Source organism: Clostridium sp. AM54-37XD, assembly GCF_003478225.1.
In the GTDB taxonomy this organism is placed as follows: domain Bacteria; phylum Bacillota; class Clostridia; order Lachnospirales; family Lachnospiraceae; genus Coprococcus; species Coprococcus ammoniilyticus.
Map to the genome: position 1 here is coordinate 147,412 of NZ_QUEV01000003.1, position 16,607 is coordinate 164,018.

19 protein-coding genes and 4 pseudogenes are annotated in these 16,607 nt (G+C 42.0%); 7 read left to right on the forward strand and 16 right to left on the reverse strand.

Going from position 1 to position 16,607, the window contains the following annotated elements:
- Nucleotides 1-239: 239 nt before the first annotated feature.
- The 6 genes and pseudogenes from DXA07_RS03825 to DXA07_RS03855 form a co-directional block, all read right to left on the reverse strand.
- Nucleotides 240-986, reverse strand: a pseudogene (locus tag DXA07_RS03825) (VirD4-like conjugal transfer protein, CD1115 family); the annotation flags it as partial.
- A gap of 147 nt (nt 987-1,133) precedes the next feature.
- The gene (locus DXA07_RS03830) at nt 1,134-1,580 is read right to left on the reverse strand and encodes a hypothetical protein (protein ID WP_226801020.1); all 447 of its coding nucleotides are present in this window, start codon (nt 1,578-1,580) and stop codon (nt 1,134-1,136) included.
- 112 nt (nt 1,581-1,692) lie between these two features.
- Nucleotides 1,693-1,857, reverse strand: coding sequence for a transposon-encoded TnpW family protein (locus DXA07_RS03835; protein WP_004853612.1), 165 nt, complete (start codon nt 1,855-1,857; stop codon nt 1,693-1,695).
- Nucleotides 1,858-2,123: 266 nt separating this feature from the next.
- On the reverse strand, nt 2,124-3,347 hold the full coding sequence (locus tag DXA07_RS03840) for a virulence-associated E family protein (protein WP_008402223.1): 1,224 nt from the start codon (nt 3,345-3,347) through the stop codon (nt 2,124-2,126).
- A gap of 16 nt (nt 3,348-3,363) precedes the next feature.
- Nucleotides 3,364-3,999, reverse strand: a complete 636-nt coding sequence (locus DXA07_RS03845) for a CHC2 zinc finger domain-containing protein (RefSeq protein WP_008402222.1) — start codon at nt 3,997-3,999, stop codon at nt 3,364-3,366.
- A gap of 270 nt (nt 4,000-4,269) precedes the next feature.
- Nucleotides 4,270-4,938 (reverse strand): hypothetical protein, encoded by a 669-nt coding sequence (locus DXA07_RS03855; RefSeq protein WP_117808631.1) that lies wholly within the window; start codon nt 4,936-4,938, stop codon nt 4,270-4,272.
- A 333-nt stretch (nt 4,939-5,271) separates the two neighbouring features.
- Here DXA07_RS03855 and DXA07_RS03860 point away from each other — a divergent pair.
- Nucleotides 5,272-5,358 (forward strand): annotated as a pseudogene (locus tag DXA07_RS03860) (toxin-antitoxin system protein); the annotation flags it as partial.
- Here DXA07_RS03860 and DXA07_RS03865 read toward each other — a convergent pair.
- The 3 genes and pseudogenes from DXA07_RS03865 to DXA07_RS03875 all read right to left on the reverse strand — a co-directional run.
- Nucleotides 5,358-5,573 (reverse strand): annotated as a pseudogene (locus tag DXA07_RS03865) (endonuclease); the annotation flags it as partial. The pseudogenes DXA07_RS03860 and DXA07_RS03865 sit on opposite strands and share 1 nt — an antisense overlap.
- Nucleotides 5,534-5,863, reverse strand: coding sequence for a plasmid mobilization relaxosome protein MobC (mobC, locus tag DXA07_RS03870; protein ID WP_002584958.1), 330 nt, complete (start codon nt 5,861-5,863; stop codon nt 5,534-5,536). The pseudogene DXA07_RS03865 and the gene mobC, both read right to left, overlap by 40 nt.
- 201 nt (nt 5,864-6,064) lie before the next feature.
- A complete protein-coding gene (locus DXA07_RS03875; RefSeq protein WP_002584957.1) occupies nt 6,065-6,421 on the reverse strand; it encodes a helix-turn-helix transcriptional regulator in 357 nt (118 codons plus the stop codon).
- A gap of 398 nt (nt 6,422-6,819) precedes the next feature.
- On the opposite strand from DXA07_RS03875, the gene DXA07_RS03880 reads away from it, so the two are divergent.
- The 6 genes from DXA07_RS03880 (at nt 6,820) to DXA07_RS03910 (ending at nt 11,525) form a co-directional block, all read left to right on the forward strand.
- Nucleotides 6,820-7,005 (forward strand): cysteine-rich KTR domain-containing protein, encoded by a 186-nt coding sequence (locus DXA07_RS03880; protein ID WP_003431289.1) that lies wholly within the window; start codon nt 6,820-6,822, stop codon nt 7,003-7,005.
- Between the two features lie 16 nt (nt 7,006-7,021).
- The gene (gene rlmN / locus DXA07_RS03885; RefSeq protein ID WP_002584956.1) at nt 7,022-8,005 is read left to right on the forward strand and encodes a 23S rRNA (adenine(2503)-C(2))-methyltransferase RlmN; all 984 of its coding nucleotides are present in this window, start codon (nt 7,022-7,024) and stop codon (nt 8,003-8,005) included.
- Between the two features lie 473 nt (nt 8,006-8,478).
- Nucleotides 8,479-8,916 carry a sigma-70 family RNA polymerase sigma factor gene (locus tag DXA07_RS03890; RefSeq protein WP_002604474.1) on the forward strand — a complete coding sequence of 146 codons (438 nt, stop codon included), beginning with the start codon at nt 8,479-8,481 and terminating at the stop codon, nt 8,914-8,916.
- Nucleotides 8,900-9,142, forward strand: coding sequence for a helix-turn-helix domain-containing protein (locus DXA07_RS03895; protein WP_002604473.1), 243 nt, complete (start codon nt 8,900-8,902; stop codon nt 9,140-9,142). The genes DXA07_RS03890 and DXA07_RS03895 overlap by 17 nt, the downstream gene beginning before the upstream one ends.
- Before the next feature lie 458 nt (nt 9,143-9,600).
- Entirely contained in the window at nt 9,601-9,774 is a 174-nt protein-coding gene (locus tag DXA07_RS03905) for a transposon-encoded TnpW family protein (protein WP_002604472.1), read from the forward strand.
- Between the two features lie 77 nt (nt 9,775-9,851).
- Nucleotides 9,852-11,525 carry a recombinase family protein gene (locus DXA07_RS03910; protein WP_002604471.1) on the forward strand — a complete coding sequence of 558 codons (1,674 nt, stop codon included), beginning with the start codon at nt 9,852-9,854 and terminating at the stop codon, nt 11,523-11,525.
- On the opposite strand, the pseudogene DXA07_RS03915 reads toward DXA07_RS03910, so the two are convergent.
- From DXA07_RS03915 to DXA07_RS03945, 7 genes and pseudogenes are all read right to left on the reverse strand, one after another.
- A pseudogene (locus tag DXA07_RS03915) lies at nt 11,520-11,814 on the reverse strand (response regulator); the annotation flags it as partial. The gene DXA07_RS03910 and the pseudogene DXA07_RS03915 sit on opposite strands and share 6 nt — an antisense overlap.
- A 148-nt stretch (nt 11,815-11,962) precedes the next feature.
- A complete protein-coding gene (locus DXA07_RS03920; RefSeq protein WP_003505363.1) occupies nt 11,963-12,826 on the reverse strand; it encodes a nucleotidyl transferase AbiEii/AbiGii toxin family protein in 864 nt (287 codons plus the stop codon).
- The gene (locus tag DXA07_RS03925; RefSeq protein ID WP_003505367.1) at nt 12,827-13,420 is read right to left on the reverse strand and encodes an abortive infection protein; all 594 of its coding nucleotides are present in this window, start codon (nt 13,418-13,420) and stop codon (nt 12,827-12,829) included.
- An 88-nt stretch (nt 13,421-13,508) separates the two neighbouring features.
- Nucleotides 13,509-14,219, reverse strand: coding sequence for a DUF6040 family protein (locus DXA07_RS03930; protein WP_003505369.1), 711 nt, complete (start codon nt 14,217-14,219; stop codon nt 13,509-13,511).
- Nucleotides 14,197-15,918, reverse strand: coding sequence for a MobA/MobL family protein (locus tag DXA07_RS03935; RefSeq protein WP_117607065.1), 1,722 nt, complete (start codon nt 15,916-15,918; stop codon nt 14,197-14,199). Before DXA07_RS03935 ends, DXA07_RS03930 begins: the two co-directional genes overlap by 23 nt.
- Nucleotides 15,894-16,199, reverse strand: a complete 306-nt coding sequence (locus DXA07_RS03940; protein ID WP_005345966.1) for a hypothetical protein — start codon at nt 16,197-16,199, stop codon at nt 15,894-15,896. Before DXA07_RS03940 ends, DXA07_RS03935 begins: the two co-directional genes overlap by 25 nt.
- Nucleotides 16,199-16,513, reverse strand: coding sequence for a hypothetical protein (locus tag DXA07_RS03945; protein WP_014080633.1), 315 nt, complete (start codon nt 16,511-16,513; stop codon nt 16,199-16,201). Before DXA07_RS03945 ends, DXA07_RS03940 begins: the two co-directional genes overlap by 1 nt.
- Between the last annotated feature and the right edge of the window lie 94 nt (nt 16,514-16,607).

Here is a 16,607-nt window from a genome sequence, read left to right on the forward strand (position 1 = left end):
ATAATAAGAGCGGTCTATTGTGGTGATAGATCAGGAGCAGCGGCAAATACACACATGAAGGATTCTCCCCTCATTTATTCTTTTTACTGTAAAGCCGCTGCTTCGTTTTGCTCTGCTTTCTTCATCATCCCGGCTTCCTCTATGGCAAAGTTCACCAGATCATCCGGATACTTCACTCCGGTAAGGTCAAGTTCTATGAACTTATCCTTCTTGGAAAACTTCGGTCTGCCATATTCGGAAACATATTTCTCAATATCAAATTGATTTTTCTTGTCAAAATCCGAAAGCTCTTTGTACATCTCGTGTGCGGTTATATCAACCTTATCTGAAAAGAACGGTCTTACTCCACGCACCTGCAATATACATTTGCCGCCATCCATAAGAGCCAGGCGGTCTTGGCTCATAAGCTCTCGTCCAAGTTTCTGATAGTTCAGACCATAGGACTGAGATGTTCCTCTGGTATCAGATGTGTTGTATGTGTCAATAGTTTCCTTACCCAGCACTTCCGACAGATCTTTTAATGTTGACTTTTCCTTGCCACCTAAAAACAGAAATGTATCGCAGTTACCCTCGATCGTCTCTGCGTTATCCTTATAAATTGACTTTAACTGTGCCTTAGACTGTAGGATAATGGAAGCCGATATCTCTCTGCTTCGTATGGTTGCAATCAGCTTGTCAAACTTCGGAATCTGTCCGATGTTTGTGAACTCGTCTAAGATACACCTAACATGTACCGGGAGCTTTCCATGGTATTCATCGTCTGCAATCGTACAGAGCAGATTGAAAAGCTGTGTGTACATGATTGATACCAAAAAATTAAGGGAATCATCTGTATCCGAAATAATGACAAACAATGCTGTCTTTCTTCTACCGATGTCCCCTAAGTCGAGTTCATCATATGCTGTTATCTCCCTGACTTCCTTGATGTCAAATGGTGCAAGTCTCGCACCACAGGAAACCAGAATACTCTTGGCTGTCTTACCTGAAACAAAATGTCAAAGACTTTTTAGTACCCATACATTTCATTGCATGAAAAAAGCCACTGTAGATTTCTCCACAATGGCTATAAAGTCATTTTTATTCACTTTTGATTTTCGGCAACCTCATGCCCAAACTGGAATAGGTTTGACACTTTATTCGGGACTGAACTCCTTATCGGTAATGACATAATGAAATTCATCTGCACCAAAGGTATCTTTGTCCAGATCTGTAATAGTAAATGTAGTTCCATCAAATTTCATATAGCCGCTGGTGCCGTCAACAACAACGCCATCTTTTACAATGTCCAGATAAACAATTCTATCGATGCTATTCAACTCATAGGCCTGCCAACCGTCCACACCCTGAAAATAGGCTGTAACATTGGCAAACGGTTCATCGTTTTCCTTCTTGCAGACAAGATAACTGGCACTGTCCTCCGATACCCAGGTGGCAGTCATTCCCCAAGGACCTTCCGTTGATACATATCTCCCAAATTTATGGTCGTTGGTACGGTTAATTATGAGTCCTACAAAAGAACCAACAACGAGTACAAGAATAAGCACAACGACACCAACAATGATTTTTACATTCTTCCTCATGATAAATTCCCCCTTCCATAAATTCATCTGTTAAGAATATTCTTATTTTTCGCTCTTATTGAACATACTAATTATACCACAATATATGCAAGTTTTCCATATGCTTTTCTACCTATGCCGTATGCTGATTTGCCCTAACATCATTCTCAATCAGCCTCTTTATCTTGTCCTTCATGCTTTCTTCGGCATCCTCATTGAAATGCACTCTCACAACATACATTGTGCCACCTATCTGCTTTCTGAGTGCTACCGGTGTGTGTGATTTTCTATTCTCCATTTGTGTTCTCCTTTATGTCTGCCTGGTAAGGAAGAGCCTCTTTCAGCTGACAACCGGAAGCTGACAACCGACCTCTAAAAACTCTCAATTCCTTTTATTTATAGTTACTTTTCCTAAATTTACTTTTTCTCAAATATTCCGTTGCTTTCGTTGTCAGAACTATATATATCCCTTAAAAACATAGTAAATATAAGGTTTTATAGAACATAGAACCGACAACGGGGTTGGCAACGGGATAGACAACCAGCCGACAACCTATCAGGCATTTATCTCTCCATCCACTCCGGTGGCAATGATAACTGCTCCATCTGCTCCTTGGTTATCGGTTGAAAATCCTGACCTCTGTTGTCAGGCTTCTCCCATCCTTTCTGCCTGCGGTATGGTTCAGGAAAATGTCTTGGATTACTAAAGGCAATCCAATCACTGCAGTTATTCATAATGTCATTAATCTCACGAATTTCCCATTGTGCCGGATTTCCGTCATTTCCCAATGCCTCAGAATATAACTGCCTTGAACATACCATGCTTCCCTCGTAATGCTCCAAATAGTCAAGAATCAGCTCTTTCTTGGTATCTTCCTGCATAAACTGCTTCTGATACTCACAAAGCTCTTTTTCCATCTCTTTCGGAAGCCTCAGCTGGCATTTGCCACTCCTGTAGATTTCCATAGCCTCTGCCCACATCTGGTCGATATATTCCCTTGATGTCTTTTCATCATCGAGTATATGAGTTTCCGCCTCTTCCATATTGCAAAGAATAGGCAGAAATCTTCGGTTTCCCGACCTGTCCATAGGCAGGAAATCCAGCGAATTTGATGAACCGGCAAACACGCACTGCCTCTTGTGGTCTTTGGGATGCCTGTCGTATGGGGTCTTGTAAGTGTCTTTCTGTCTGCTCATAAAGGACTTGGTATCTTCCACATTCTTGGCATTGAGAATTGCCACCATTTCAGGGAACTCTATAATCAGATGCCCCTGTATTTTTCGGTATACATTATCATCATCCATTTTCTTCAAGTCATCCGTAAACCAGTCATCTTCCATGGCAAGGAAACGCAGAAAAGTGGATTTACCGGCTCCCTGACCACCTACCAGGCAGAGCATTACTTCAAACTTGATGCCCGGGCATGAAATTCTTGCTATCGTCCCTATCATAAAAAGCTTCATTACCTCATAGGTGTACTCACTGACCTCTGCCCCTAAGAAATGATGCAGTGCATAGCGTATCCTCTCCCTGCCATCCCATGTTATGGAATTGATGCGGTCAAGAACCGGATGGTATCTGTTTTCATTTGCCACGACCTTTATCACATCCTCAATCCGCTTTTCGTTGGATAATCCATAATGCTTTTCAAGGTAGACAACAAGGAATTTCAAATCAACATCCGTCAGGCTGTCGCTTTCACGATACCATCCCAAATCCCTTGTAATGTCGATTTTATCCGTAAACATGTTCAGACGGAATGCACCCTGCAGATTAGGGTCATTCATCAAAATCAGACGATAGTTACCGACTGTTTTCCTGACTTCTCCCTTTTCTGTGCTCTCCAGCATCGCCCTGACTTCTCCGATACTCTTCAATTCTTCCTGCAATCGACTTCACCCCCTTTCCAATGTCAGAAACAACAGAAGCTCTGTCAGGGATATCCTTTTCAAGGAGAGTATCAAGCTGATATTCCACTTTACTGATATTCTGCAGAGCTTCTACAAAGCAGGGATGCCATTCCTCATCCATGCTCTTCAGTGCATATTCTGTTTTCCATTTCCTTAACAGATGATAATAGTCTGACAGAACACAAAAACACTGCTTCTGCTCTTCATCCAGTATCTGCTCCGGTGTTTTCTTTGGTGCCATCTTTTTCGGTGGTGCCCGGTTGGTTGCGTCATAATTCAGTCCAAAGTCAGATGCAATCTTCATTGCAGCTTCCTTTGGTGCAAGCCCGAAATATTTTGCCACAAAATCTATCGCATCTCCGGTATCTCCACAGCCGAAACAATAGTATCTCTTATCAATCTTCATGCTGGGAGTCTTGTCTTTATGAAACGGACAACAAGCCAGCCCACTCCGGTTGATTTTGATGCCATACTGCATAGCCACCTGCCTTGCAGTGACATTTTCTTTCACTACTGCAAATACATTCATGCTTATCCCAATTCCTCTCCCCTTGCTTTTTTGTGCTTTCTGTCATGTGTGGGTGGTCTTACCCACGGAATACCATTTTTGCTATACATCAGGTGTCCTCCTTCATTTTTATTTGAACTTCTGGACAACTTGTCCAAAAGCTGCTTTCCTGTTCTTTATCCATAAATGCACAAAAAAGAGCATTCATGCTTTTTACACATAAATGCTCTGACGCTGTTTTATTATAAAATTGTCTTATCTGTTGTTCCCTACAAACTGGAATTTGACTAATTATTGTGTTTTAATGATTCTATAAACTACCCCCAATTGAGCAGGGTATGTTTCTTGAATCATTCCATTAAACCATATTGTAACGATATCTCCCACCTGAACATCTTCCGCTAAATTTTCTGCCGATACATAATACTCTCCATCATTCATCTGACAAAAGCCTTCAGCTGTACTCACATGCGTTACAAGAAGTTCTCCATCATCGGTAATTTTTTTTACTTTTGCATTAAAATTGATAACCTCTATTGGAATAGACGTATCATCTTTTTCAATATCTCTAAATATGATTCGTTCGTCATCAATGACTACTATGAGCTGACCTTCAGAACTCCTTTGATAATGATATCCGCTTCCGAAATTTGATTGATTATTTTCAGATGGTAACTCTGTCCCTGCCACTGTTGACACAATTTCTCCATCCATTGTTCCACAACCAGGCATTGACGCTACATATCCTGTGTCTTTATATATAACACCATCAACCATAACACATGGAGGATATGAGCCAGTATCTGCTATTTGCTCATTTTGTACTACATCATCATTTTCTTTATTTTCTGTTTCTACGGACACATTTCCAGACACAGGTTCTTTATTTTCTTGATTCGTTCCACATCCAGCCATTCCCAGCACCATACATAATACAAGCAGATAGATTACTTTTTTCATAATACATGCCTCCTTAACTTATATTTTTTAACTCTATAAACTTGAATTGAGATTTCATATATTCCAAGGGATTTAATAACTGTTATATTTTATTATCAAATATCTCTCAATCCCTTGAAAACACAAAGTTTATCGCAGGTGAGCTTTCCCTTATTGTTTCCCTTGCGTTATATCGTCCCACCAGTGTTTACGAACTCTGATAAGGGCAAAAACAAGGGCAAGAAAATTATATAAAACAGTATAACACAAAATAAAAGTGACATTGTGAACTGATTGAAATGCTTCTGATTTTTGCAACAAATGATTGATTTAACGATAAGGAGATTTAATACGATGAGAACAATATTTGCAGAATACAATCCCAAGCGCAACAGTATTGATGTTTACACCTCTGTTGGCTATATGCTCCGCATTGACTGTTCTCCCACCGCAAAGGATTGTATCAAGTGCCGCCCTAAATGTGTGCCGCGATCTCCGGCAGCTTCCCGCGTCCATGCAAACTCAATATCGGCGGTTTCCAGCCCGCAGCCGAAAGAGGACGCAAGCAGCTTCCCGTCTGTCTTTTCGGGATTTAAGATATAGTCTATCGCAGCCTTTAAGGTTGATTTAATAGGGTGCGTCTTTGTAACCGCCATATCTCGTCCACCGCCTTTTTAATGTCCTCTATATCCTGCCTGTAAACCGTCCCCGTCGCATTGGCGCGTTTTGCAATTTGGTTGATGTTCCGGCTCACCGCTTGCAGTTCCCGGATATATGCTTTTGTGTCGCTTCGGTCAACGACAAGAATATACCCGTCTATCGCCATTTTACGGAAGTATGCCCCATACTGCTTTATGGGAAGCTGCTTCATCTTCTCGTCGATCAGCCGCTTTTCTTCTTCCGTAACGTAAAACTTCATCTGTATATTTCTCTTTCGGTTTTCCATTTCCGCACCGCCTTTCGGTATAAGGGTTTGGGATTATCCCAACAAGCATTTTCCGCAAACGGGTACTCGTTTGCTGTGCTTGCTATCTACTCCATACCCCCACCGAAAGGCGGTATTTGTTGCGCGTTCCTTTGATTTTGGACGCAAAAAAAGATTGCAGCCGCCATGCGCTGCAATCTCCCGATTTCTCATATTGTGAGGTTAATCCTCTGCTTTTTCGACTTCCGTTATCTCCCTTGCTGTTGCGGTTACAATCCGTATGCCTTTATCGCTCATACCGTCCAGCAGCGCGTCAAGCTGCCGCCGCCCGGTGGATTTCTCCGCATTGCTGTTCGGGAAGAAAAATTGATCTACCGAAATATGATACCGGGTTACAAGGTCATAGAATACCTGTAAACTCGGCTGTTGTCCCTTGTTCTCGATATTCGCAAGGTAGCGCGGGGAAATATATAACTCGTCGCTTACCTTTTTGCGGCTCTCGCCGTATTCATTTCTCGCGGCTTTTATAGCTGCCCCGAAAGCCTTAAAGTCGTACAATGGTACGGGTCTTTTTGCCATTTTCATTCACCCTGTTACATTTTACAGTTCACCTTTCTTTTTGGATATGTCCACACAATTCATATCATTAGGTTAAATACTTCCTGTTGTGTATTGACAGTAGACTGATTTTCTGATAAAATAAAATTTAAGTAAAAGGAGGTGGCGTTTATGTTGCATAGCATGCGTATTAGATAAGCATTGAAAAAAAGGATTTTCCCATTTTCAACATGGGCTTTTTTGTCATGCTTATTTTGCGGATGCTATACAAAAAACTAACGACGTATAGATATAGTATAGACATAGTGCAAGCTATGCCTTAGTTTTGTTGTACTGCTCTGTGCATTATAAATGCAGGTCAATGCTCATGTTGAGGATTGACCTGCATTTTTTTGTGTAAAAAGGACGAGTGAAATATAATGCTTAAAAAATATTGGATAAAATGTCCGATTTGTAACGGAAAGACGAGAGTTCAAGTATTTCATAATACTGTATTAAAAGATTTTCCTCTTTTCTGCCCTAAATGCAAATTGACGCATATCATTGATGTAGAAAAATTAGAGATTGTAATCAAAAATACAGAAAAACAAACTTTTATTATTTAGAAGAAAGGATATAAAAATGAAACGTTTACCTAAATATACGCCTGCGGAAGTACGGAATGATCCATACGGATTTACTTACAAAGAAATGTCGGAAGTTATTGGCGAGAATGAAGCAAAAGCCTTATATGAAGAATTATATAAGCAATTACCACGCAAAAAAAATCTATCAATGTTGGTAAAAAATATTTGCAAAAGCAGTGATACTGAAAAGTATGTTTACGAACTGAAAGACAACAAATACATTGAAACGGTTTTTATCAAGCGGCGAGATGGTGGAACTGTTTGCGTGAGCACACAAGTCGGTTGTCCTGTTGGTTGTATTTTTTGTGAGTCCGGGCGAAATGGCTTTGTTCGTAATCTAACATCGTCAGAAATCGTACAACAGATTATATTGTTGCGTCGAAAAGTAAACCGTATCGTTTTTATGGGTATGGGAGAGCCTTTATTCAATTATGACAACTTGATAAAAGCAATCCATATTCTCCGAGATAGATATGGGCTCAACTTTCCAACCGACGGCATTACCATATCAACAGTTGGTCCGGTCGATCAATTAAAAAAATTGCGCGAGGAACATCTTAAAATTCAGTTGACAATATCTTTACACGCAGCAACACAATCTGCAAGAAATCGTATTATTCCTCACATGCGCATATATGCTATTGAAGATGTTGTTAAGCAAGCCTTATCCTATTCTGAAAGGCATAATCGCAAAATTGTCTTTGCGTATTTGCTTTTACCGGGTATAAATGACCGGCCCTCAGATGTAAGACAACTTGCAAAATGGTTTCGGGGCAAAAAAGTTATGATTAACGTGTTACAATACAACCCAACAAGCAATTCAAGAATTAAAGCACCACAGAAACGGGAAATAGTTGCATTCAAACATCAATTAGAGCAAGCAGGACTTGAAGTTACTATGAGAGTTTCTCATGGCAGAGAGATTAACGCGGCTTGTGGACAGTTAGCTAACACATATAATAAATTCAAAAAAAAATGATTAAAAGTGCCAGACGCATAGACGCAGAGCCGATAACGCATTAGGTCAAAAAACCTATGTGTTATCGGCTTTTTTATTTAATATTGCGCAAAAGCCGCTGTTCCCTATTATAGAATGGATTGCGGGTAGTGTATTAAAGTCGCCCTTTTTTAAGGATACGGCGGTATCGGGGAGGTATCGCCGTGTCCATTTTTATTTACTGTAACCCGCCTAATGCTTTGCGGTCAAAAAAAGCTATGCTCCGCAAGCGGGATATTCCGGCTATGAATGTGAACTGTCAATACATTTAGCTACTGCTTACATTTCCTTTGCGCCCGTCCGCGTCTTGCGGACGGGCGCATTTTGCTTTTTTCAACTTTTTTCTGAAAAGCGCACTCAAGAGCCATCTCCCGAACGGGTACGGAGCGAAAGGGGCAGAGAGGACAAGCCCTTAACTCCCGTCCTCTACTCCACGCGGGAAGGAGGTGAACTCTATGGAGCTATCTTCTTCCGACAAGGAAAGAATACAACATCAGTACGACGCATTAGCAAAGAAAACTTTGGTCGGCGAAGCGAAAAGCCACCGCCGCACTCTTGCGAAACGCGCAGCACGCGAAGTTACTTTTTCGGATTTGAGCGAAAGCGAACTCGCGCAGCTTTTCACAACGGACGAATACGAAAGCGATTATTTCCGTTTTCAAGTGTCCGGCTTTGATGTACTCGTCAAAAATGAACTGCTTGCCGAAGCCCTTAACGCTTTGCCCGAAAGGAAACGCGACATTATCCTTTTGTCCTACTTCTTGGATATGAGCGACGCGGAAATTGGCGAACTGCTGAATGTTGTACGCACGACGGTTTTCCGGCACAGGAAATCCGCGCTTGCGAAAATCAAACAGTATTTGGAGGGAAAAGCAGATGATGAATACCGTTAGGAAGTCTGAAAATCTGTTGCCGTTCCCTGTCATTTCCGCAGCGGCAAACGGCGACACAACCGCCATGTGCGCGATCTTGAAGCACTACGAGGGTTACATAGCGAAACTTTGTACCCGCACGCTGAAAGACGACGCGGGCAATACCTATTCCTATGTGGACGAGGAAATGCGTAACAGGCTGCAAGTGCGCCTTATTACCCGCACCCTTGCTTTTCATGTAGGATAATCTTTTAGCCCATGCGGGGAGCGTGTCCCCTTTCCACGCTTCCCGTTATGGGCTATTTGTCGTTCCGCAAAAGCATATCCGCTGTTGATGTGCTTTTGCAGGCCGACAAAGCCTATTGTTCTTTGACAAAGAAAGCGGCCTTTGGTGCGCAGCATAACAGGCAAACGGGTACATTCCGTCTGTACCGAGCCAGTCGGCGGGTACGCCATGACAGCTTTTCCCCATAGGGGAAAAGCCGAGCGAGAACTACCGCGCCGTAAAACAGGTTTAGCAGCTTGTGGGCGACGACATACAAGGCGGCACAATGATACTCCCGCGTTGAACACCCTCAAAGTATTGCGCGGCGCACCCATAAGCATGGGCCGGGGTGAAACTCCCGTGAGGTTGCAGCTAACAACCGCCCGTTTTTGCCTTTTGACGAATATAGTTTATCCATACAGGAAAAGGAGGTTTTTCTAATGGATAAAAAACAGACAATTACAACCGAACGCAAAATAGGGAAAATCACCTATCTTGTTCAAGCGTTGCCGAGTGAAAAGGCAACCGATACAATCCATAAAAAGATTGAGAAACTCATTGTAAAGGATTTGCAGAAAAAGCCCGGAAATCCGGGATTTTTAGCGTCCGAGTAGTGCATTAGGCGGCGGGATATGGTATAATGATAGCAACACATTATACCTGTTTATTCGGCTGTCGGAAAGGAGGACTAATGTTACAGTCGAATAAAATCACCGCCCTTTACTGCCGTTTAAGTCAAGAGGATATGCAAGCCGGAGAAAGCGGAAGCATACAGCACCAAAAAATGATACTTCAACGCTATGCGGACGAACACCATTTTTTGAACACAAAGTTTTTTGTGGACGACGGATTTTCCGGCGTGAGTTTTGAGCGCGAGGGGCTGCAAGCGATGTTGCAGGAAGTGGAAGCCGGACGAGTGGCGACGGTCATTACCAAAGACCTTTCCCGTCTTGGCAGAAACTATCTGAAAACGGGCGAACTCATAGAGATTGTATTTCCCGAAAACGGAGTACGCTATATCGCGATCAACGACGGAGTTGACACAGCGCGGGAGGATAACGAGTTTACCCCCTTGCGGAACTGGTTTAACGAGTTTTACGCCCGCGACACAAGCAAGAAAATCCGCGCAGTTAAACAGGCACAGGCGCAAAAAGGCGAGCGCGTCAACGGGGAATATCCATACGGCTATATCCCAGACCCGAACAACCGCCACCACCTTATACCCGACCCGGAAACCGCGCCGATTGTCAAACAGGTTTTCGCTATGTTTGTTAGCGGCGTGCGTATGTGCGAAATCCAAAAATGGCTTGCGGAAAACAAAGTCTTGACGATTGGAGCGTTGCGCTATCAGCGTACAGGACAGGCGCGGTATCAGCGGGCAATGATCGCCCCCTATACTTGGCCGGACAAAACGCTCTATGACATATTAGCAAGGCAGGAATATTTAGGGCATACCATAACCGCGAAAACTCACAAGGTATCCTACAAGTCGAAAAAGACCCGGAAGAACGAAGAAGAACAACGCTATTTCTTCCCAAACACCCATGAGCCGCTTGTTGACGAGGAAACCTTTGAACTTGCGCAAAAGCGGATTGCTACCCGCCACCGCCCGACAAAAGCAGCGGAGATTGATATTTTTTCCGGCTTGCTGTTTTGCGCTGGTTGCAGACATAAGATGTATTACCAACAGGGCGTAAATATCGAGCCGCGCAAGTTTTCCTATTCTTGCGGCGCATGGCGCAACAGGGCAAGGACAGGCAGCGAGTGTACCTCTCATTATATCCGCAAAAACGTACTTCTTGATTTAGTGCTGGAAGATATGCGGCGGGTTTTGCGGTATGTTAAGGAACACGAACAGGACTTTATCTGTAAAGCTACCGAGTACGGCGACATGGAAGCGAGAAAGGCATTAGCGCAGCAGCAAAAGGAACTTTTCAAAGCACAGGCGCGTATGACCGAACTTGACACGCTTTTCCGCAAGCTGTATGAGGACAACGCATTAGGCAGACTGACAGATGAACGGTTTGTGTTTCTAACTTCCGGCTATGAGGACGAAAAGAAATCCCTTGCCGCAAGGATAGACGAGTTACAACAGCAGATCGCAACCGTTACCGAGCGAAAAAGGGATATATCAAGGTTTATTCAGATTGTCGGGAAATACAGCGACATACAGGAATTGACCTATGAAAACGTCCATGAGTTTATCGACCGTATTTTGATACATGAATTAGACCGGGAAACCAACACCCGGAAAATCGAAATCCATTATAGCTTTGTCGGACAGGTTGATACCGAGCAGGAGCCGACGCAAGTTGTCAACCATGACCGCCGCAACATGGTAGATGTAAAAAGTATCGCTATCTAACCCCAGCAAATGTCAGCCCCGTTATTTTATCCGTTTCCTCAATTTTAGCCGTTAGCATTATGATTGGATAAGTGTATTTCTTTCGGATAAGCTGGCAAAGTGAAAAGCCGTTCATATCCGGGAGCATAATATCCAGAATGGCAAGATCAATGTCGCCGCTTTCAATACACGACATGGCATCCGTTGCGCAGTAAAATTTATAAACGACGTAATTTTCGTTTTTCAAGTAGACCTCCAACAGATCCGCTATATCTTGCTCGTCATCTATAATCAATATCTTTTCAGACATATTTTCAACTCCTTTGCTCATATTTCCAATTAAGTATAGCAAATACAACATCTAAATTCACAATGGATTGCCTGAGAAATTATTAAGATTTTCCTAACTTTCGAATTTAGGCAACTCAAAATGCTAACGTAATTTACATATCAGTTTTTTATGTGTCATACATATTCTCCAATATACTTCCATATAATGCACAGATTGACTTCACAATTGCATGCCATGAAATATCAGCAGCATAAGAATAATTTTTTTGATATGTTTTCCATAAGGTCTCCATAACCGGACTTGATTCAATTTCATCAAATATTTCTCTTATATCCTCAGCTTCTATCAGGTCTAATGTTCCCCTTTTTTTGGCTGTAGCCACAAGTGCAGTCCATAAAACTTGTTTTTGGAGTTGTTCTCCATACAACTTTTGTAAAATATAAATATCATAAAAATCTCTCATTCGTGTATTTGTAACGTTTCGACTAACAACAGTTTCCAATTTTTCAGCCAATACCGTTTCCAGATTATATGCCCATACCTCAATAGTGCGGTCTTCAAGCATAAGATTAAATTTGTACTTGATTTCTCTTGGTGTAATTACATCCCCTGTAGAAATATCAATCTTTAATGGTGTGATTACACCATCAAATTTCGTTTCCATGCTTACACGAACACCAGGATAATCTGCTTCTTCCATGATTTCCGATATCCGTTTGACCCGAAATGAAACACCATCGTCCAGTGGAATTGATATAATTTGGGATATAATCATTTCTACATCCTCCACACTAACATTAGTGCCTTTTATGGTAGCATCCAGATCCATAGTAGCTCTGGCATCCAGACCAACCATTGCCGCCACAAGCATTCCACCTTTTAATATAAACTGGTTTTTATACTCTGATAAAGAAATTCGTTCTAAAAAACGTTCCATCATATAATTCCGCATCAAAATCTGTGCATCTGCGGATTTTTTCTTTGACATATTACGAATTAAATCCTTTAATTGTCTTGCCGTTGTTATCATCTAAAGTAACACCTCCAAATATGGTCTAAGTATGTTTTCAACATGAAACATAGCTGCGTATTTCATAAGCATCCGTAAGTTTTTATCCTTACGTTTTGCATATTGTTTCAATGCGTCTTGAAAGACCTGCATTTCAACATTTTTTCTGCTACGAAGCAGATCACAAATTGTTCTCTCCATGTCATAAACGGGAACGGAATGTCCGAATGATGTCTGCATAGCTATGATTCCTATTTCATGTAAATCCTTTTTTACTGTGTACACTTGAAAACCGTCTTCCTGCAAACGACTTGGATTATATCCAGTTCTTACTGTTATGGTGTATTTCAAAGGCTCTCTGTCCGTTAAATCATGAAAAAACAATGCAGTTTCATGAGAAAATACAGCTTGACCACAACGTAAATGCAAAAGGTACATTGCATCTGTCCACGTATCCGGCGATACATACACACCATGAGCAGCTTGTTCTAATCCTCGTTCCTTCACATATGCATAAAACACAGACTTACTAATTCCATTATTTAGAACTTGAAATGTCTGAATTGTCCCTCCACATTCACGCAACAACAAATCTAATTTTTCAAACTGAGTCATATGCTTTCTCCTTTCGTGCTAATATGATAATATATATTAGCACGAAAGTAAAGACATATAGTACCAATAAAATATCGGTATTTTTGTTTTAATGATATCCCCTTGTTTCTCGCCATCCCTTTACATACCACCTGATTCCAACATATACCAGTTGCACGAATAATAAGAGAAATAGCAGATTGATTGGCAATGTTGTCTTTATCCACTTCCCAAAGTAGATAGCTGTTGCCATGCTTATAAGTATTACCATTATGGTAATCATATCCCAACAGCACTTCTTATATAACTCTGCAATCTTTATCTCTATAAATGCTACAAGTATTCCAGCACCCACCAAACATCCACCGCAGATCAGTATTCTTATCAGCCAATATACAATTCCGGCAACGACAGGATTGGATATTCCATTACTAATCTGTGCCATGTTCTTTCCTGTCAGTATAATCCACCCTGCAATGGTCTGTATAAAAGTGGCGATTGTATCAAAGAATACCACGCAATCAGAAATAAATATTTTTGACCGTATCATCTGAAAAAGAGTAGTTGATACGGAATACCATATCAGCAGAAACATCAATGCTTCATACATGGCTGTTTTTGTTTTATATCTGCCTGCCAGTTTTTCTCTCTGCGTATCATACTTTTCCTTGGCTTTCAGATAAGCTGTCAGGTTACAGTTCCCACACTTTTGATAGAGTACTGGCTTTTCAACCGGTATCTCTACTTTTTTCTGATGAGAGAGTGCATAGTCCCGTTCCTGTTCTGCCTGCCTTAGCTTATCTTGACATTCCTCTGTCATGATTTCGGCAGCGTGCGTTTTCTCTTTCTCTCTCTGCAACAATTCTTTTGTTTTCCTCAAGTCGTTCTTTAAGGCTTGAATGTTCCCTGCTCTGTTCTCGCTGTTTAACCTCTCGTTCAAGGTCAGCGATTCGTCGAGCTGCATTTTCAGTTCCCGGATAGTCCTGTCTTTCTGGTCGAGTTCTTCCTGCATCTGCTCTGTCAGCAGAAGCAACTCTTCCAGTTGATCGTCGCTCTTTGAGTTTCTTAATTCGTTCATCAATCGACCTTCCTTTCTCTAATTGCTGTTCAAGTTCAGTAATTCGCTGTTCTGTTTCTGCAATAGCCGGTTCTCGCTGTTTAATTTCTGTGCCAATTCCTGCCATTGCTGATTTTCGTCTGTAAGCTTCTGTATCTGGTCTGTCTTTTCTTCCAGAAGTATCAACAGTTCTTCTGTATCCGGCAAGATTTGAAGCAGTTCTGATAATTCGCTCTCTAATTGCTGCAATCGTTCTTCCTGCTCCTGAAAGCACATCAGCTTCTCGTCCTTTTCCTGTATTTCCTGAAGCATCTCTGCCATGATATTCTGCTGTTCCTCTATCTGTGTAATCATTGCTTCCATCATGGGAATTACTTCTTTGCTTTCTTCTAATGTCATTCAACCACTCCCTCCACATCGACAATGCACCGGATACCTTACCAAAGGTTTCAATTACCTTTTGCAATAGTGCATTTTGTTTTTTAATCATCTGGTTTTCCTCTACCTTCCATGAACCATTCCATATCTGTCCGGTGAGATATTTTTCCTCAATCTTTCTTGCATCCGCACCCTCATGAATCGTAGGGATTTTTAATTTGCCCTGTCTTTCATAAGAGCGGTGGTCAATCTGATTGTCTATGGATAAATGCCGGTTACACATCCCAGCCCATTCGCTTCGCCATAACTCACAATTCTTTGGATTATTCCAGCCGGTAGCATCGGTCAGAACCCGTTTCCATTGTTTTCGGTTTCTTGCCCCGACTTTCTGTACTCCGTTTTCATCAAGTACCGGAATGCGGATTCCATGCCGGTCAGGATTTTTCTTATCCTGCCACCAGTCCGGGTGGGATTCATCAACCACGATATTTCCGTCAGTATCTCTGGCAAAATCCCAGTCCTTGACTTCTTTGCTGCCCCATGAATGATCCAGATTGAATGGTCGCATGGTTACAAGTAAATGCACATGTGGGTTTCCATCGCCCTTATCGTGTATGCTCCAGTCGACACACATTCCCTTATCCACGAAAGTCTTTTGAATATATTCGGTTGTATAATCAATCTGTTCCTGTCTGCTCCATTCTTTCGGCAGGGAAAATTCAAATGAGCGTCCAAGCTGTGCATCTGCATTTTTTTCTATCTTCAATACCTCATTCCATAGACGCTGTTTCTGAAATGTGATTTTAAACTTTTCCAGTGCGGCATCTTTATCATCCGCTCTTTTATAACGGATAGACTGTTGAAACCTTTTTATATTTTCTTCCGGTACATGCAGCCATTCAGGAGGTGCATTTTCGCACATCATCAGACTGGTGTAGACGACTTCCTTTTTGGAAGTATAGTAACTGATTCTGCCTGTTTCCTCATTCTTCATCACATCTCCATTAAGATATGCCGATGCGGATATGACAGATTTTCCTTTACTGCGCCCGACAATCTTTACTGTAAAGTGAAATATCGCCATGATACGATTCCCCCTTTCTGCCGTATCCGGCATTGATTTCCGACAGCATCTTCTTCTGGTTTGGCAGAAGTGAAGCTGTCGGAACGCCCTCTGCGCAAGAGTGCCCCCTGCGGCATGAGCAGGTCTGGCTGAAAGCCCCGCCGACGGAACGAGCCCGGCAAGCGTAAGCGCAGACCGGTTGCCACTTGTGGCAAACTTATAAGGACGACCTCTGGTTGTCCATAAGTGCGCCCTTCATTCAAAGGCAATGAAGGGAATGGAAAAACCACTCCCTCCGCCATTACACTTCCTCCATATCTGTAAGTGGCTCTTTCTGCATCGCCTTTGAGAAAAACTTTCCGTTTGTTTCCTGCCTTTTTAAGAAGCCTATCAACTTTGGTAAATCTTCCTCCTCAATCGGACAGCCAAGAACCGATTCCACTGCGCCACCAATCTGACAGAGCCTATGGGTTCGTTTTTTACTTTCCTCTGCTTTCTTTCGCTTTTCCAGTTCCTTCCGCTGTGCAATGAGCTTTTTTGTAGCTTCAATGCTTTCCTGTTCCTTTTTCTCTAATGCACGTATTCTTTCTTCATAAGTCTTTGTTGATTTCGCCATATCGTCTTCATCCTTTCTTTTTCCGATAAACAACAGTTCCCGGTTGCATATCAGGAGAAGCACATGGTATAATCCTCTTGCGTGTAGGTATATC